Origin of the sequence: Rhizobium sp. BK379, from assembly GCF_014193955.1 — a bacterium.
GTDB lineage: Bacteria > Pseudomonadota > Alphaproteobacteria > Rhizobiales > Rhizobiaceae > Rhizobium.
In genome coordinates, this window is record NZ_JACIAD010000004.1 from 526616 (window position 1) to 544041 (window position 17426).

Consider the following 17426-nt stretch of genomic DNA (forward strand, 5'->3'; position numbering starts at 1 on the left):
ATGGTCGATTATCGCTACCTCGGGCGCAGCGCCCTCAAAGTGTCGCCGCTCAGCCTTGGAACCATGATGTTCGGCGGGCCGACGCCCGACGAGGTCGCCTTCCGCATCATCGACAAGGCGCGCGAGCAGGGGATCAACTTCATCGACACGGCCGACGTCTATCACGACGGCAAGTCGGAGGAAGTTGTCGGGCGCGGCATCAAGTCAAGCCGCGATCATTGGGTATTGGCGACCAAGTTCGTCAACTCGCACACCAAGGGACCGAACCTTGGCGGCCACTCGCGCAAATGGGTGATCGAGACGGTGGAGAATTCGCTGCGCCGGCTGAACACCGACTATATCGACATTCTTTATTTCCATCGCGCCGTCTTCGATGCGCCGCTCGAAGAGCCGGTGCGTGCCATTGCCGACCTTATCCGCGCCGGCAAGCTTCGTTATTTCGGGGTCTCGAATTTCCGCGGCTGGCGCATCGCCGAGATCGCTCATCTAGCCGATCAGCTCGGCATCGACCGGCCGATCGCAAGCCAGCCACTCTACAACATCGTCAACCGCACGGCGGAAGCCGAGCAGCTGCCGGCCGCCCACTCTTACGGCCTCGGCGTCGTCTCCTATTCGCCGCTCGCCCGCGGCGTGCTGACAGGAAAATATGAGCCGGGCAAGGAACCAGGTGCCGATACCCGTGCAGGCCGCGGCGACAAGCGCATCCTCGAAACCGAATGGCGTCCGGAATCGATTGCGATCGCCAAGGAGATCGCAGCCCATGCCAACCGCAAGGGTGTTACGCCGACCGAGTTCGCGCTCGCCTGGGTGCTGAACAACAAGCTAATCTCGGCCGCCATTACCGGTCCGCGCACCGAAGAGCATTGGGACAGCTATATCCGCGCGCTCGACGTCAAGCTCGATGCCGAGGACGAGACCCTGGTCGATCGGCTGGTTGCCACCGGTCACCCGTCAACGCCGGGCTTCAACGATCCAAGCCATCCGGTCGAAGGGCGCGTTCCGCGTGTCAGCGAAATAGGGACCGACAATGTCGTGTCGCTGACGCGCGCCGTCGCCTGAGATCGCAAAGGGAGGATCCGCTCTTGCGTGGGTCCTCCCCATTCTTCAAAAATTCGCCGTTGAAAGCTTGACCATGGCCATTCCGACCCCTTCCGCGCTGTTATCCGCCAATGGATCTGAGCCCGATACCGATCTTGCCGGCCTGCTTGCGACGGTGCCGGCGCTCGCAGCCGAAATTGGCAGGGAAGCGGCACGGCGCGATCTCGATCGCGAGCTTCCGTTTGAGGCTTTCCGCCTGTTCAAGGAGGCCGGTCTCGGAGCGCTGCGCATCCCCACCTCGCTTGGTGGGCCAGGCGGTAGTGTCCTCGACTATATCGAGACGATCATGGCGATCGGTGCGGCCGATTCCAATGTCGCACATGCGCTTCGCAGCCATTTCAATTTCACCGAGAGCCTTATTCTCAATCCCAATACGGCGCTTGACCGCACGCAGCTGACAAGAGTGCTTGCCGGCAAGCTGTTCGGCGGCGCTCATACGGAACAAGGCACCAAGCGTCCTGGCGAGGTGACGACGAAACTCTCGAAGGCTGGCGACAGCTACCGCCTCAATGGCCGCAAATGGTATGCCACGGGCACCGCCTTTTCCGATTTCGCCTCCTTCAGCGCCAGGAACGACGAGGACCAGTTCGTGAGCGTCCTGCTTCCGGTCGACCGCAAGGGCATCACCGTTCTCGATGACTGGGACGGCATGGGCCAGCGGCTGACGGCGAGTGGCGGCGTGTTGCTGGAGGATGTCGAGGTCCTGCCGCATGAGATTTCCACGCGCGGCCTCAACACGCTTGTCGGTCGCCATACTTCGACCCTGCGCCAGCTCCATCTTGCCGCCTCGATGGCGGGAGCGGTGCGCGGTGCCGTGGCCGAGGGCACCGACTATGTTCGCAGACAGGCGCGTTCTGCCGCCCACAGCGCGGCAGAAACGGCGAATGCCGACCCCTTTGTCCAGAAAATACTGGGCGAGATCGCCAGTGGCTCTTTTGCCGTTGATACGCTGATCCGGGAGGCGGCCCGCGCGCTCGATCGTTCCGTTGAGGCGTTCAGCGCAGGCGATCCGGAACGGTTGGAAGAAGCTCTCGTCGATAGTGCACTGACGACGGCGCGCACCCAGATTGTCGCCTCTCAGATTGCGCTTTCTGCGGCAACCAATGTCTTCGAACTTGGCGGCGGTTCGGCGACTTCGAGGCATCTCAACCTGGACCGCCATTGGCGCAATATCCGCACCGTGCTCAACCACAATCCGCTGTTGCACAAGGCACGTGTGGTTGGCGATTTCTACATCAACGGAACGACGACGCATCTGGAGGAAGGCAAGGTCTTCTAGAACCCGGTCGGTCGCTTCGCTTCCATTTATCATCCGAGGTCATCCTGATATCCGGCCGCTGCGTCGGCAGGAGATCTGTGCGCCTTTCCATCTGTCGTCCCCGGACTTGCGTGACGGGGGAGGGAGGTTTCATGCATTACGATCCAAAGCCAGGCCATTCCGTCATCATCATCGGTGGGGGCTTTGCCGGCGCCCTGACTGCGCTCAAATTGCTCGACCGGACCACGGTCGGGCTATCAATCACAATCATCGAGCCGCGTGCCGAGCTCGGGCGCGGCGTTGCCTATAGCACGGCCGACCCGGCCCATCTCGTCAACGGACCGGCGGAGATCTTCTCGCTTTACCCCGAAGACATGGGTCATCTATCCCGCTGGCTTGCCGAGAACGGTGCCGCCAACGGCTGGCAGGCGCCCGCAGACGTAGCGGCAAGCAGCCCGCCGCGTCATCTCTATGGCACCTATGTGTGTGACGAACTGAAGCGCGCGGCCGCACAGACGCGTTCCGGATCGAGCCTGCATCATGTCCGCTCGTCGGCGGGGCATCTGTCGTCATCGCCCCACCGGGTCCGCGTTACGACCACGGACGGTACGATTTTGGAAGCCGACGAGGCCGTGCTGGCGCTCGGGGTCTTTCAGTCCGATCTGCGTCCTGCCGAGGCAGCTGTGGCTGGCCATCCGCGCTTTGCTGAAAATCCCTGGAATGCAGCGGCACTCGAGCGGTTGAGCGACAGTTCCGATATCCTCATCATCGGCGCCAGTCTCTCGATGGTCGATGCGATCGCGAGCATGGAGGCGAGAGGGTTTCGTGGACGCTACCGGGTGATTTCGCGGCGGGGCCAGTTCGTCGAGGGTCGCAGGAATGCCGAGCCTGCCCGTGACTTCCTCGCCGAGGGGCCGCTTCCTTCGACCGCACGCGGCCTGCTAGCGCGCGTCAAGGCGGAACGGCGAAAGCTTGCCGCCGCGGGTGCGGACTGGCAGGGGCTGCCGCTTACCATTCGCCCCCACATCCTGCCGCTCTGGCAGAATGCCAACGATCGGGAAAGGCTGCGCTTTGCCCGTCACTTGAGGGCCTTCTGGGACGTGACGGCGCATCGATCCGCTCCGGAAAGCCACCGCAGCGTCGAAGCGGCGCGGTCGCAGGGGCGGCTCGTCCATGGGGCGGCCCGCCTCCTGGCGCTGAAGCCCAAGGAAGCCGGTATCGCAGCAACCCTGAAGACCGCGGCAGGCCTTGAGGAGACTGTCTTCGGCGGTGTGATCGATTGCCGCGGGCATCAGCTGCACGATTGGCGGGAAATCGTTGATCCGTTTGTTCGCCAGCTTCTTTCAAGCGGCGAGGTGCGACCGCATTCGACCGGCTTCGGCATCGACGCCACCCCCGAGGGCGACCTCATCGATGAGGAAGGGCGCGTTCACCGCAACTTGAGCGCCATCGGTCATCCGCTGCGGGGCGTGGCCTGGGAATCGAGCTCGATCACCGAACAGCGCACGCAGGCGATCGCGCTTGCCGACCGCATCCTCGCGAAATTCACGCCGGCCCGCGCCGCCTCTTGAGAAGCGATTCATCCGACAAACCGCAAAGCGATCATGGGCGCATCTGACGATGCGCCCATGATCCGTGAAGGCTGGTCGTGACCCCCGAACGTCAGCCTTCGCCGTCCTTGATATAGACCTCTGCGAAATTGGCCTGGACGCCTTCGGCACCGATCGTGTGGTTCTTGACCCGCTTGTTGAAGACCGTGACATTTTCCAGCGCGATCAAATTCACCACCGGAACCTCCTCGGCGATGATCCTCTGGAAATCGTTGAATTCCTGCCTTCGCTTCTTTTCGTCGATCTCGACCGATGCTGCCTCCAGAAGCCGGTCGACCTCAGGGTTGGCGTAATGGGCAGCATTGGAAAAGGGCAGGCCGAGCTTGAAGTTCTTTGACCAATAGATGCGCTGGACGCCGAGCGTCGGATCGAACTGGTTGCCGAGATATTCGGCCGTCACATCGAAGACGCGTTCGCTATAGACCTTCTGGATATAGGTCGAGAAATCGTAGGAATCGATCGTCGCGGCGATGCCGATGCGGGTAAGGTTCTGCTTCAGATATTCGATGACCCGCTTGAAGCCTTCATTATAGGAATTGTGAGTGAGCCTGAGAGCAAAGCGGGTGCCATCAGCACGACGCTTGTAGCCGGCTTCGTCGAGAAGCTGTTCGGCCGCCTTGAGGTCATAGGCATAGGGCTTGATCGAGCCGTCGTGGTAGCGCGACAGGAACGTACTGATCGGCGTCGGAGAGATATGGCCGTACCCGTACCAGACCGTGTTGAGGATGACGTCGAGATCGATCGCGTGGGCAATGGCGCGGCGAACCCTGACATCCTTCAGATATTCGTTGTCGAGATTGAAGATGAGCTGGGTTTGATCGCCCTTGGTTTCGTAGCCGCGGGAATTGACGCTGATATTGGGCAGCCCTTTGATGCGCTCGAGATCGCTGAGCGGGATCGGATTGTCGCCGCCGATATCGAATTCGCCGGTCTCGAATCCTGCAGCTCTGGCCGCTCCGTCAGGCACGAAGCGGATGACGATCTGGTCGAGATAGGGTTTGCCGGCATCCCAGTAGTCGGCATTGCGCTCCAGGATAATATGCGAGCCGCGCGTCCATTCCTTGAAGACGAAGGGGCCGGTGCCAACAGGTGCGCTCCCGTTCTTATTGAGCGGCACGTCTGCAACCGCAACGTTTTCGTAGACATGCTTCGGAACGATCGGCGATTCCGCCGCATAGAGGGCGGTCAGGAGGTAAGGCGCGGGCTTCGAGAGGCGGATAACCGCGGTCAGCGGATCGGGTGTCTCGACCTTGACGACATTGGCGAAGGTGCCGCGCCCGCGCGGATGGACTTGCTTTAGGAGTTCGATCGAATAGGCGACGTCGTCGGCGCTAAAAGGCTTGCCATCATGCCATTTGACGTTGGGGCGTAGCTTGAACGTGTAGCTCAAGCCGTCGTCGGATATCGACCATTCGGTCGCGAGCTGCGGTTTCGGCGTCAGGTCGAAGTCATATGTCAGCAGCCCCTCCGTGATCTTCGGGCTGACTTTCTGGGTGCCGCCGGCGGTGTGGGCGAGCGCCAGGATCGTCGGCGGCTCGGGCTCGACGATGAAGGTCAGCGTTCCGCCCTGCTTCGGTTTGTCCTCGGCGGCTTTGAGGCCGAGCGAGGGCATGAGCGTGCCGGCGGTGGATAAAAGCAGCAGCTGATTGAAGGTGCGGCGGTTGATGCTCATGGGATTGTCCCTCTCAGGCGTTCTTGAGGAGATAGGCGGAGGAGAGGCTGCCCGAGAGGCCGTCGGCGACCACGGTATGGTCCTGGACTTTTCTGTTGAAGATCGTCAGCTGCCGGAATGAAACGAGCGTGATATCGGGCAGGTCCCGGGCGATGATCACCTGCATGCAGTTGAAGAGTTCGACGCGTTTGGCCCGGTCGTTCTCGACCGCCGCCTGTTCGAATATCGCGTCGATTTCCGGGTTGTTGTAGCCTGAGCCGTTCGAAAAAGGCACGCCCTTCTTGAAGTTCTTCGACCAGTAGAGACGCTGCACGCCGATCGTCGGATCGAACGTATTGCCCATGCCGTTGGTGACGAAGGCAAAATCGCGGTCGGTATAGACACGCTTCAGCCAGGTCGGCACATCCTGTCCGCGCAACGTTACCTTGACGCCGATCTTGGACAGCGCATCGCGCAGATAGTCACCGATACGAGTATAGGTGTCGCCATAGGGCATGACATCATGCGGTATTTCGAAGCGTACTCCGTCTGCCCCGCGCGGGAAGCCCGCTTCGTCCAGAAGCTGTTCGGCCTTTGCGAGATCATGAGCATAGACCGGGACGTCGGGATTGTAGAAAGCCTTGAGGAAGGGACTGATCGGGCTCGGCGCCGGGACCGCATAGCCGTAGAAGGCAATATCGGCGATCGCTTGCCGGTCGATCGCATGGGCGACGGCCTGGCGGACCTTGTCGTGCTTGAAATACTCATTCTGCAGGTTGAATTCGATGCGATAGACGCTCGGCGAATAATCGTTGCCGCGATCATCGACGGCAAGCGTCGGCGAGGCTTTCAGCCGGTCGATTTCGCTGAGCGACACCGGTGTGTCGGGAGCAATATCGACTTCGCCGGTCTCAAGTGCGGCAAGTCTGGCGCTGGCGTCGGGAATGAACTTGACGACGATGCGGTCGAGATAGGGCTCGCCCTTGTCCCAATAGTCGGGATTACGATCCAGGATCACATGGCTGCCGACCGCCCATTCGCGGAAGATGAAAGGACCGGTGCCGATCGGGGCGCGGCCATTCGCATGTCCGGCAAGATCCGTTGCGCCCTCGTAGACATGCTTGGGCACGATCGGCGATTCGCTCGCCTGCAAGGCGCCGATCAGATAGGGCGCCGGCTTCGACAGCCGGATGATTGCGGTATGCGCGTCCGGTGTTGCGACTTCCTTGACGCTGGAGAAGGTCGCTCGACCGCGCGGATGCACCTCCTTCAGCGCCAGGATCGAGAAGGCGACATCCTCGGCGGTGAAGGGTTTTCCGTCATGCCACTTGACGCCTTGCCTGAGCTCGAAACGATATTCCAGCCCATCGTCGCTGTCGTGCCAGGCGGTCGCAAGCTGCGGGATCGGCTTGAAGTCCAGCCCGTAGGCCAGCAAGCCTTCCGTCACCTTGCCGGAGACGCGTGTGGTCGGACCTGCCGTGTGCGCAAGGGTGACGAGCGTGGGAGGTTCCGGCTGGACGAGCAGATTGAGCGTGCCGCCGGCGACAGGTTCTGCCGCCTCGGCGAAACGGCCGATGGACATGACGGCGCTAAGCGCCGTGAACGCGAAGAGCTGATTGAGCTGACGTCTGTTGATGTCCATAACGACCCCCTGTGTCCGTGCCAGCCCGGTAAGGCCAAGCGTTGTGAGCGCGCATGATCGGTCGAGGCAGGGGAAATCGAGAAGAATGTTTTTCTCTCGATCGTCGAAAGAAAAGCTTCGCGCAAATCGCCCGGGATGATCCGGCCGTAATAATAATCTAGTCTTTTGGTAGACAATTTTTCGATTTTAGTTTTTGCTTCTCCGGCAGGGGTAGTCCCGCGCAAGGAAATGTTTCCGGCCTCGTTATCGGCGCAAAGCGGGTTCTCGTCTTGTCTGGCCTGTTTGTGGTGCAATCAGCTCATGAACACGCTCGCGCCCCATCGCAGGAAGACCATCAATCCGACGCTTGCGCGTCTGCCGCCGCTGACGTCGCTGCGCGCTTTCGTGGCGACGGCGCGTCACCTCAATTTCATCCGTGCCGCCGAAGAGCTGCATGTCACCTCCGCTGCCGTCGGCCAGCAGATCAGGCTCCTGGAAAACTATCTGGGCCAGCCGTTGTTCAACCGGGTGCGCGGTCAGTTGCAGCTGACATCGGCCGGCCATGCGCTTGTGCCAGGCCTGACCGATGCTTTCGACGCCGTCCTTTCGGCCATGACGCAATTTGCAACGAGCGATCACGAGCCGCCGATCCGGGTGTCCGTCGCGCCGTCCTTCGCCAGCAAATGGCTGATCCCGCGGCTCGATGCGCTTCGGCGCGCAGCACCCGGTTTGCAGATCCTGGTCGAGGCCTCGACCGATCTCACCGACCTCGAGGCGGGCGATGCCGATTGCGTGATCCGTTTCGGAAGCGGCGCCTATCCGGGCCTCGCTGTCGATCATCTGTTTTCCGAGGCGGTCGTGCCCGTTTGCAGTCCGCAATTTGCAGACCATCACGGTCTCTGGGAGCGTCCGGAAGCGATTGAGGACGTGCCGCTCCTCCACGAGGAAGGGGCCGAACATGACAATTCCTGCCCGGACTGGCATGCTTGGCTGCGCGCCGAAGGGCTTTCCTATCGCCCGTCACGCGGCGGCTTCCGTCTGAACCAGTCATCGCTGGTGCTCGACGCGGCTGTTGCCGGGCAGGGGCTTGGTCTCGGCAAGATCAGGCTCGCTGAAGCCGAGATCCGCGGCGGTCGGCTCGTCTCCCCGTTCGGCAGCCCACAGGCGGTCGGCTCTTCCTACTTCTTCGTCACATCGGCCCACAAGGCGCACCTGATGCGGGTCGATCTCTTCCGCAACTGGCTGCTTGCCGAGGCGCGCGCTGCGCAGACGATCGAGGTCGCTTCGTCCCGCACCGGTCGATCCGAGTTCGGGATGATCGCTGCCGAGTGAGACCGTGGGCGGTGGTGAGGCCGGATTGCGCTATTTCAGCTGGAACCCCAGCTTGCGCGCCACCTCGCCAAGCACGTGGCGGCCCTTGAGTGCCTCGACCGTACCAATGCGGTTGCGTACCTGATCGGTCCAGTCGATCAGAGACATGGTCTGTTCGCTTTGAAAGCTTCTGAGAATACGATTGTAATCGGCGAGGTCGTCGACAGGTGCGCCGTCTTGATAGCGCTCGCGGTGCAGGACGCTCGTCTGCGGCAGGCGTGGCTTGACGCCGGCGGGTACCGCCGGATCGGGATAGCCGACTGTCAGGCCGAAAACCGGAAAGACCCCGTCCGGCAGGGCAAGTTCACGTGTGACCGTTTCCGGATCGTTGCGGATCGCTCCGATATAACAGGTGCCAAGGCCAAGTGATTCAAGCGCGACGACGGCATTCTGGGCGGCGAGCGCGGCGTCGATCACGCCAAGAAGAAAACTCTCCACATAATCGAGCCCTTCGGCTGCCGCGCCACGTTCCGTTGCAATCTTGCGCGGGCGAGCAAGATCGGCGAGCCAGACAAGCAGAAGCGGTGCCTGGGCGATCTGCCGCTGGTTGCCGGCAATCGCGTTCAAACGCCTGCGGCGTTCGGCATCTTCCACGGCGACGACGCTCCAGGCCTGCAGGTTCGAGGAGCTCGGCGCCGACTGGGCGGCGGCGACTGCGAGCTCGACCGCATGCGATGGTACGACGTCCGCCAGGTAGTGGCGTACGCTGCGATGTGAAAGGATCGTTTCGATAGTTTCGGTCCAATGGCTCGAAAGCTTCTGCCCATTGCGATAGCGTTCACCGGCGAGTGCCGTCAGTCTGTCGTTGCCGAGGTTTTTCTCTGCTTCTGTCGATGGCGTCATGTCGATCTAACCTGCCAAAAGGTCATTGTAGATTGTTTATTCGGCGGCAGCCGCATAGGGATTGGCCGGACGGGCAAGGCCCAGATGCTCACGAAGCGTCCGGCCGTTATAGGCTTGCCTGAACAATCCACGTTTGCGAAGGATTGGCACGACCTCGTCGACGAAGACTTCGAGCCCGTGCGGCAGGACGTCGGGCATCAGATTGAAGCCATCTGCCGCACCGGCGAGGAACCACCGTTCGATATCGTCGGCAACGTCGCGCGGCGTACCGACAATGGTGCGGTGGCCGGTACCGCCGTTCAAGGCGCGGATCAGACCACGCACGCTAAGCCCCTCTCTTTTGGCAAGCGCCAGCGTGGCACGGAAGAATGTATGACCGCCGTCGGGCGGCAGAGGGATATCGTCGGGCAGCGGAGCATCGAGGTCGAGGGTGCTGGCATCAAGCTGGAGCACGCCCGCAAGGCGCGCGAGACTATATTCGAGTGGTATCAGCTCGCGCAGCTCTTCCTGCCGGCGTTTGGCTTCGATTTCGGTACTGCCGATGATCGTGGCAAGACCGGCAAGCACCAGTATGCTGCCGGGCGGCCGGCCGAAGCGGGCCGCACGGCGACGCAGATCACCGGCATATTCGAGCGCTTCCTCGAAGGATTGCGAGGCAGAGAAAACGGCTTCCGCATGCTCTGCCGCAAGCGCCCTTCCATCGTCCGAGCCGCCGGCCTGGACGAGAACCGGATGGCCCTGAGGCGGGCGGGGGATATTGTGCGGGCCATGCACCTGGAAATGCTTGCCGCGATGGGCGATCGCGTGAACCCGGGCCGGATCGACGAAACGGCCTGTCGCGACATCACCGATAAAGGCATCCTCTTCCCAACTGTCCCACAGCGCCTTGACGACGGCAGTAAATTCACCGGCGCGCTCATAGCGGCTGGAATGGGCGACGGGCTTTTCGAGGCCGAAGTTGCGGCTCTGCGACAGGTCGGCACTGGTGACGATGTTCCAGCCGGCCCGACCGCCGCTGGCATGATCGAGCGTCGCAAAACGGCGGGCTATGTTGTAGGGCTCGTTATAGGTGGTGGAAGCGGTGGCGATGAGACCGATATGCTGGGTGTTGGCGGCGACCAGCGCGAGAACGATCGTCGGTTCGAGCGAGGTCAAAGGCCTGAAATCCACGCGGTCGGAAATCGCTGCCTGATCGGCGAGAAAGACCGCATCAAACGTGCCGCGTTCGGCAATCCGGGCAACGTTGATATAATGATTGACATCGAAGGAGGCGCGGGGATCGCTCCCTTCCATGCGCCAGGCCGCAGGCGAAAAGCCGGAATGCAGGATGTTGATATTGAGATGAAGCTCGCGTCCGCTCATTGGAATATTCCCGCTTCGGGATAATCGCCGGTCAGGAACCATGTCCCGACATTGCGTGTCTTGTATTCAGCCGGGTTGTGCAGCGTGTGGATGCGGACATTGCGCCAGAACCGGTCGAAGCCGTAGGCGCGCACGGCAGAGCGCGCGCCCATCACCTCGAAAATCTCGCTTGTGACCTCGAGTGCCACCTTGCCGGCCAATACGTTGGCAGAAGCAACGGCGATGGCTGCGTGGCCGCGCTCGTCCGCCGTCAGGCCAGCGCCTTTGGCATACGCGGCGTCGATCGCCTGGGCTGCCCGGTCGGCAAGTGCCGTCGCAGCCTGCACTTTCGTCCAGAGCTCGCCATATTGTCGCTTGATCCAGGGATCATCGACGTGCCGTTCGACGCCGGAATAGATCCAGGGCCGTGATTTCGTGACCGTATAGTCGCGGGCTGCCGCAAGTGCCCCCTGGGCACTGCCGACAAAGACGTTGAGCAACACGCTCTGCTGCTGCTGGGGCGCCAGAAGTGCGATCGGGTCGCACGGGCGTTCGGTCAGGATCTCGGCATTGTCGATCGAGACATCCTTGTAGAAGACCCTGCCGCTGCCCGTCTGGCGTTGGCCGATGCCGTCCCAGTCGTCGGCGATCGTAATCCCCGCGCGATCGGCCGGAATATAGGCAAAGCTGCGCTGGTTGGTGTCTTCGTCCTCCCAGGCGACCATAAGGTAGTCGGCGACATGCGAACCGGAGGCGAAGGGTCGAAAGCCGTTCAGCACGACGCCACTGGCCGTCTTTCTGCCGAACAGGCTCTTCGAAAAGCTGTTGGTCGTGTTGCCCCAGAACCAGCGTCCATGAGCCGACCGCCGCAAGATTTCCTGCGAACGCGCGTCGCCGGTCGTGGTGGCGTTCATGAGCGGGCTGAAGTGATAGCCGAAGAGGTGACCAAGCGAGCCGTCAACCTTGGAAAATTCACGCAGAACCTTGAGCGCGGTCGAATAGGGCTGCCCCTCACCGCCGAATTCCTTCGGGATCAAAAGATTGACGAGGCCGCTCTCCCGGAGAAGCCTGATCTGCTCGGACGGTCGGCCACCGACCTGGTCGCGTTCGACAGCATCACGAGCGAAGATCTCCGTGAGCTCGGCGGCCTTGGCGAGATAGGGATTGTCTTGATTCGTTTCGAAGAGGGCAGGCGGGTTTGGGATCGGCTCCGGTTGATCCGGCTCGAATATTCCAGGCTTGACGCTCATCGTGCTCCTCTTTCAGTTGTGGAGCCGGGGGAAGCCATGGCGCTCGGCAAGCAGTTCGAGGATGCGGTCAGTCTTGTTGACGAAATGCGTACCATTCCAGTCTTCGGCATCTGCCGGTGCGTTTTCGGCCAGAATGAGTACGGGCAACGACTGGTTATCCTCGCCGACGGCACCAATTACGCTTACGCGCGGTCGGGGAAAGGGGATCCTTTCGACCTCGATCTTGCGCGCGAGGTCGGGGTATGACGCCAAAAGCCCCTCGATGGCGTTGCAATAGGGGCAGACGAAGCTGACGCCCGGTTTCTTGGGATCGGAAAACCCCGGTTCGATGAGATAAAGCTTGTCGTGGCTCATAGGTTTCTCCTTATTCCGCCGCAGCGGCATTGCCCGCGTCAACAAAGCGGTTCGTCGGGCGCTTGAGCCCCAGATTGTCGCGCAGCGTCGAGCCTTCATATTCCGTCCGGAAGAGGCCGCGGCGGCGCAGTTCCGGGACGACGAGTTCGATGAAGTCTGCAAGCCCGCCCGGCATCAGCGGCGCCATGATATTGAAGCCATCGGCTCCATAGTTTTCGAAACGTTCTTCGAGCACATCGGCGATCTGAACCGGAGTTCCGACCACCTGCCAGTGACCGCGGGCGCCGGCGATGCGCAAATAGAGCTGACGGATGGTCAGATTTTCACGTCGCGCAAGATCGAGCACCAGCGCTTGGCGGCTTTTGCCCGCATTGGTCGCCGGGGGGTTGTCGGGTACAGGTCCGTCCAGCGGATAGGCAGATAGATCGACGCCCGACAGCTGCGAGATGAGGTTCAGTCCAACTTCGGGCTGAATGAGTGCTTGCAGCGCTTCGAACTTCTCCTGTGCCTCCGATTCCGTTCTCCCGACGACAGGGAAAATACCGGGCAGGATCTTCAGATCGTCATGCGAGCGCCCGAATTTGCCGAGCCGTCCTTTGACGTCGGCATAAAAGGCAACCGCTTCCTCAAGGGTGATCTGGGCGGCAAAAATGGCTTCTGCCGTGCGGGCCGCCAGTTCCTTGCCGGGCTCGGAGGCACCCGCCTGCACGACGACCGGCCGTCCCTGGGGTGAGCGGGGAATGTTGAGCGGGCCACGCACCTTGAAATGCTTGCCGCTGTGATCGAGCCTGTGGAGCTTGCCGGGATCGAAATAGCGGCCCGACGACTTGTCGCGGATGAAGGTATCGTCCTCGAAACTGTCCCAGAGGCCGAGCACGACATCGGCGAATTCTTCGGCGCGCTCATAACGGTCGGCATGCAGGATCTGCGCATCATGTCCGAAATTATAGGATGCGTCGGGATCGGAGGATGTGACAAGGTTCCATCCGGCTCGACCGCCGCTCAATCGGTCGAGGGAGGCGAACTGCCGTGCGAGGTTAAACGGATCGGAAAAACTCGTCGAAGCGGTGGCGATCAAGCCGATATTGCGGGTGACCGAGGAAAGTGCGGAAAGCAATGTGATCGGCTCGAAGGGATAGATGCCACTATGGGCCTTGCGGCTTGCCGCCTCCACGTCCTTCAACCTGGCCGCCACGCCGTCGGCAAAGAAGATTGCATCGAATTTTGCGGCCTCGGCAAGACGGGCGAGTTCGAGATAGTTTTCGAAGTCAATCCCGACCGAGGCCTGCGGATGGCGCCAGGCGGCGACATGGTGGCCGGTGAAGAGCAGGAAGGCGCCGAGCTTGATCTGGTCCTTGCGTCTTGCCATGGAATATCCTTTCAGCGGTAGATGGCCGGCACGGGAAATTCGCCGGTCAGCACGAAAGCGCCGACCGTGCGCTTCTTGTATTCGGCGGGGTTGTGGAGTGTGTGGGTGCGGACATTGCGCCAGAAACGGTCGAAGCCGTTGGCCTGCGTGGCGGAGCGCGCGCCCATGACCTCGAACACCTCACTCGAAACAGCAAGGCCGACCTCGCCAGCATAAAGATTGGCCGTGGCGATATCGATGGCGGCGGCACCTCGATCGGCATGGCTCAAGGATGGTCCTTGGATATAGGCGGCATCAAGGCTGCGAGCAGCCTTGTCGGCAAGTTCGGCTGCCGCAAGCGTACGAATATAAAGCTCGCCATATTGGCGTTTGATCCAGGGGTCGTCGATATGCCGTTCAACGCCGGAATAGATCCATGGTCGGGACGAGCCCACCGTATATTCGCGGCCTTCTTCCAGAATGCCCTGGGCGCTGCCGACGAACACATTGAGAAGCACGCTCTGCTGCAGCAGCGAGGTGAGGGACGTATAAGGCGTCAATGGCACCGAAGGCGCACTGATCATCTCATCATCGTCGATGCGCAGATCATGAAAATGGACGGTCCCGCTGCCGGTCTGTCTTTGTCCGATGCCATCCCAGTCGTCCACAATCACGATGCCCGGACGATCGGCTGGAACCGCAGCGGTCAGGCGTTCACCAGCTGAATTTTCGAATGAGATCTGGATATAGTCGGCGATATGCGAGCCGGAGGAAAAGGGCCGGCTGCCGTTGATTGTCCAGCCGCCTTTAATTCTCTCGCCTGTCGACGTCTTTGACATGGCATTGCCGGAATTGCTCCAAATCCAGTTGCCGGCAGCTGATCCGCTCAGCCACTTCTCTTTTTGAGCACTCGAACCGCGAAAGAGGATAAGGTTCAGCGGCAGATGATGGTAACCGAAGAGATGTGCGAGCGACCCGTCGGTCTTGGCGAATTCCCGCACGATGCGAAGGATCGTCAGCCACGATGCTCCCTGCCCACCATATGCTTTGGCAATTTGCGCGGAGGGTAGGCCACTTTCCTTCAGGATCCTGATCTGCTCGAGAGGTCTTCCTCCTTGCTTGTCGCGATCCACCGCGTCTAGGTGAAATACTGCACGCAACTCGGCAGCTTTTTCCAGGAGCGGATCAAGAACGTCAAAATGGAAAGACATATCGCCTCTGCACATCATCGCCCCAGGCGTTCTGGCGGCGTTTATGTCAGCAAGATTCGATCGATGGTGAACGCGAGTCCAGGCATATGAATTTGAAAGCCGGAAAAGAATTTCTTTCGGCATCTATGACAGGTTCGCTGACAACTCCCTGCCCATTAGGCCAAAATATCGCGGGCGTGGTCGCCGCACTCTTCGTAAATCAAAGGGGCTCCCAGAACTTCTGCGAGCCCCGTCGGCCGCGGCCGTCTGCCACGCTAAGCGCAGAACAGGCATTGCTCCAGGCAGGTGGCGGCAGACGATGAAATACAAGGACACGATTCATCTGGAACGTCGAGAACCATGTGCCACTGTCGGATGGGGCAGGTATCATCGAAGCTGTCGGCGACGGGGTCCAGCGGTTTGCCGTTGGCGATCGCGTGATGAGCAGCTTCTTCACGAACTGGTTCGGGGGGCGCATCCCACCCCACCGCGAGCAGTACCAGATGGAGCAGGATGGCTGGTTGACGGAACACCTTTTGATCAGCGCGGAAGCTTCGACACTGCCATGCGCTGCCCTGACCGCATGGTCGGCGGTATCGGGTGTCGCCCTGGTGATACGGTTCTAACACTGGGGACGGGCGGCGTTTCCATCTCCGCAATCCAGTTCGCAAAGGCGCTCGGCGCGCGCGTCATCGCCACGACGTCGTCCAGCGACAAGTTCGAGAAGCTCCGGCACTCGGTGCGGATGCGCTTATTAACTACCGCGAGAACCCGGACTGGCACCAGCCGGTGCGTGACCTGACGGGTGGCCTGGGTGCCGACCGTATCGTCGACGTCGGCGGACCGGCAACCATTGCCCAGTCCGTTCGCTCGATCCGCGAAGGCGGCCAGGTCTCGATCGTCGGCGCGCTAGGAATGGAGGGCGAAGCAATCGATATCATGAAGCTGTTCTTCAGCCAAGCTATCTACAAAATCATCAGTGTCGGCAATCGCAACGAGCTGGAGGAGATGAATCGCGCCGTCGCCGCGCACCAGATCCGTCCGGTGATCGAAAGCGTTTTTGCGTTCGAGGATGCCCATTCAGCTTATGACCGCCTTGGGAGCGAAACGTCTTCGGCAAGGTCGTTATTCGCAACTGACGATTTCGCTCACTTTCAAGGAGATTTTGCTATGACCGCTTACGCGATCTTTATTCGGGAGCGCAGTCGGAACGCCGCTGAACTGCAGATTTATGCCGAACTGGTGACGCCACTGCTCGGTGAATCGGGAGCGACCATGCTTGCCGCCTACGGCGCTCTGGATGCCCTCGAGGGCGCCGTTCCCGAAGGTGTCGTCATGGCCAGCTTCCCGACCATGGATGCCGCGCGCGCCTTCTACGACAGCCCCGAATACCAGTCGGGGCGCAGACTATCGCTCCTTCATCATCGACGGGGTCAGCTAGGCCTGCAAGGTTACGGGACTTCAATATGAATTGCCCGCCACATCAGGGGGGCAATTCAGTCGACGAGACACGGTGGTTCCTGAAGAACGTCTGCAGGGCTCGAGCTTTCAGAAGCGGTCGTAGCTGACGCGCCAACCTTCTGCAGCATCGACCGGGGAAATCACCAGCTTGTCACCTGTGACCTCGAACTTGCGCTCAAGTCTCTGACCGATCAGGTCGCGGACCAGAGAGGACTCCACGGTGATCGCGAATATGTTCTTGGCATCGTCGATCTCAACCGGGCCGTAATAGGCCTCGTATCCTTTCGTGGTGTAGGGCGTGTCCGCGGCATTCGCATCTGGATTCATCGCCTGCACCGACAAGGTGCCCCCTTGGGTGAACACGAGCTGGGCTGAATATGGAATGGCCTGAAGATTGCCTGCAGCGCCGACCTCCAGTGCGGTCATGCGCCAGGCGCCGATGATCGGAGACTTTGCATCGCTGGCGAGCGCCGGGGAGGTGAACGCCAGCGTCATTGCTGCAGCCAAGATCTTGAAACGGTTCATCGAAATATTCCTTGTTGGGTGGCCGGAGGTAGAGGATCTGTCAAATCCGTTCGATACGAACGGGATACTCGCCGCGTACCAGCAGCGCGTCGAAACTGTTGTCAAACCGGCCGAGACGGATCAGCCCGTCCCAGCGATAGTCCGCATAGAAAAGAGCCAGGTTGCCCCAGGGCTTGAAGTAGCAGAGGTCGCCGGGCCTCTCGTTGGTGAAGGGGCCGCTCGCTTCCTCGGTAAGTTTGCGAGGTAGGCGAACGATCTTCTCGTTGCCTCCGAAGTCCTCGATCTTGAGGTCAAGCGGAAGCATCGACGCAAGGTCGCGCGCTGAGGGGGTGTCGTAAAGCGTCGCTGTCAGCACCAAGCCATTGAACGTCAATCTGATGCGTACGTCGCTCGGCTCCCGGTTGTTTGGGTCGCGTCCTTGCTGTGCAATGGCGACACGTGGAATTGCCGCGGCAGCCAGCGCGGTGCCCAGGACTTGTCGTCGGCTGATCGGACGAGACATGGC

The 17426-nt window shown here is 61.0% G+C and carries 16 protein-coding genes; 6 read left to right on the forward strand and 10 right to left on the reverse strand.

The window, feature by feature from the left end; genetic code table 11:
* The 3 genes from FHT93_RS21455 (at position 1) to FHT93_RS21465 (ending at position 3927) form a co-directional block, all read left to right on the forward strand.
* A complete protein-coding gene (locus FHT93_RS21455) occupies positions 1 to 1059 on the forward strand; it encodes an aldo/keto reductase (RefSeq protein ID WP_183849346.1) in 1059 nt (352 codons plus the stop codon).
* Between the two features lie 73 nt (positions 1060 to 1132).
* Positions 1133 to 2377 carry an acyl-CoA dehydrogenase family protein gene (locus tag FHT93_RS21460; protein WP_183849348.1) on the forward strand — a complete coding sequence of 415 codons (1245 nt, stop codon included), beginning with the start codon at positions 1133 to 1135 and terminating at the stop codon, positions 2375 to 2377.
* A gap of 131 nt (positions 2378 to 2508) precedes the next feature.
* Positions 2509 to 3927, forward strand: a complete 1419-nt coding sequence (locus FHT93_RS21465; protein ID WP_183849350.1) for an FAD/NAD(P)-binding protein — start codon at positions 2509 to 2511, stop codon at positions 3925 to 3927.
* A 91-nt stretch (positions 3928 to 4018) separates the two neighbouring features.
* Here the strand turns inward: FHT93_RS21465 and FHT93_RS21470 are convergent, their stop codons facing one another.
* Both FHT93_RS21470 and FHT93_RS21475 read right to left on the reverse strand, forming a co-directional pair.
* Positions 4019 to 5638 (reverse strand): ABC transporter substrate-binding protein, encoded by a 1620-nt coding sequence (locus tag FHT93_RS21470; protein ID WP_183849352.1) that lies wholly within the window; start codon positions 5636 to 5638, stop codon positions 4019 to 4021.
* Between the two features lie 13 nt (positions 5639 to 5651).
* The gene (locus FHT93_RS21475) at positions 5652 to 7259 is read right to left on the reverse strand and encodes an ABC transporter substrate-binding protein (protein WP_183849354.1); all 1608 of its coding nucleotides are present in this window, start codon (positions 7257 to 7259) and stop codon (positions 5652 to 5654) included.
* A gap of 300 nt (positions 7260 to 7559) precedes the next feature.
* On the opposite strand from FHT93_RS21475, the gene FHT93_RS21480 reads away from it, so the two are divergent.
* Positions 7560 to 8570: a LysR substrate-binding domain-containing protein gene (locus FHT93_RS21480; protein WP_183849356.1), complete on the forward strand. Its 1011-nt coding sequence runs from the start codon at positions 7560 to 7562 to the stop codon at positions 8568 to 8570.
* A 30-nt stretch (positions 8571 to 8600) separates the two neighbouring features.
* Here the strand turns inward: FHT93_RS21480 and FHT93_RS21485 are convergent, their stop codons facing one another.
* From FHT93_RS21485 to FHT93_RS21510, 6 genes are read right to left on the reverse strand one after another with little or no spacing between them, the layout of a single operon-like run.
* Complete coding sequence (locus FHT93_RS21485; RefSeq protein WP_018115895.1) at positions 8601 to 9452, reverse strand: NADPH-dependent oxidoreductase; 852 nt, start codon at positions 9450 to 9452, stop codon at positions 8601 to 8603.
* Between the two features lie 36 nt (positions 9453 to 9488).
* Complete coding sequence (locus FHT93_RS21490) at positions 9489 to 10814, reverse strand: LLM class flavin-dependent oxidoreductase (RefSeq protein ID WP_018115896.1); 1326 nt, start codon at positions 10812 to 10814, stop codon at positions 9489 to 9491.
* Positions 10811 to 12043, reverse strand: coding sequence for an acyl-CoA dehydrogenase family protein (locus tag FHT93_RS21495; RefSeq protein ID WP_018115897.1), 1233 nt, complete (start codon positions 12041 to 12043; stop codon positions 10811 to 10813). The genes FHT93_RS21490 and FHT93_RS21495 overlap by 4 nt, the downstream gene beginning before the upstream one ends.
* Positions 12044 to 12055: 12 nt before the next feature.
* Positions 12056 to 12397 (reverse strand): DUF3088 domain-containing protein, encoded by a 342-nt coding sequence (locus FHT93_RS21500; RefSeq protein WP_183849358.1) that lies wholly within the window; start codon positions 12395 to 12397, stop codon positions 12056 to 12058.
* A gap of 10 nt (positions 12398 to 12407) precedes the next feature.
* Positions 12408 to 13766, reverse strand: coding sequence for an LLM class flavin-dependent oxidoreductase (locus FHT93_RS21505; RefSeq protein WP_183849360.1), 1359 nt, complete (start codon positions 13764 to 13766; stop codon positions 12408 to 12410).
* 11 nt (positions 13767 to 13777) lie between these two features.
* Positions 13778 to 14956, reverse strand: coding sequence for an acyl-CoA dehydrogenase family protein (locus tag FHT93_RS21510; RefSeq protein WP_183849362.1), 1179 nt, complete (start codon positions 14954 to 14956; stop codon positions 13778 to 13780).
* Positions 14957 to 15297: 341 nt separating this feature from the next.
* Between FHT93_RS21510 and FHT93_RS35650 the strand changes: the two genes are divergently transcribed.
* On the forward strand, positions 15298 to 15561 hold the full coding sequence (locus FHT93_RS35650) for a hypothetical protein (protein ID WP_246781676.1): 264 nt from the start codon (positions 15298 to 15300) through the stop codon (positions 15559 to 15561).
* 127 nt (positions 15562 to 15688) lie between these two features.
* A complete protein-coding gene (locus tag FHT93_RS36035; protein ID WP_348649800.1) occupies positions 15689 to 16405 on the forward strand; it encodes a DUF1330 domain-containing protein in 717 nt (238 codons plus the stop codon).
* 78 nt (positions 16406 to 16483) lie between these two features.
* Here the strand turns inward: FHT93_RS36035 and FHT93_RS21525 are convergent, their stop codons facing one another.
* Together FHT93_RS21525 and FHT93_RS21530 are read right to left on the reverse strand one after the other, a co-directional pair.
* A complete protein-coding gene (locus FHT93_RS21525; RefSeq protein ID WP_018115901.1) occupies positions 16484 to 16921 on the reverse strand; it encodes a lipocalin-like domain-containing protein in 438 nt (145 codons plus the stop codon).
* Positions 16922 to 16961: 40 nt separating this feature from the next.
* On the reverse strand, positions 16962 to 17423 hold the full coding sequence (locus tag FHT93_RS21530) for a cyclophilin-like fold protein (protein WP_018115902.1): 462 nt from the start codon (positions 17421 to 17423) through the stop codon (positions 16962 to 16964).
* Between the last annotated feature and the right edge of the window lie 3 nt (positions 17424 to 17426).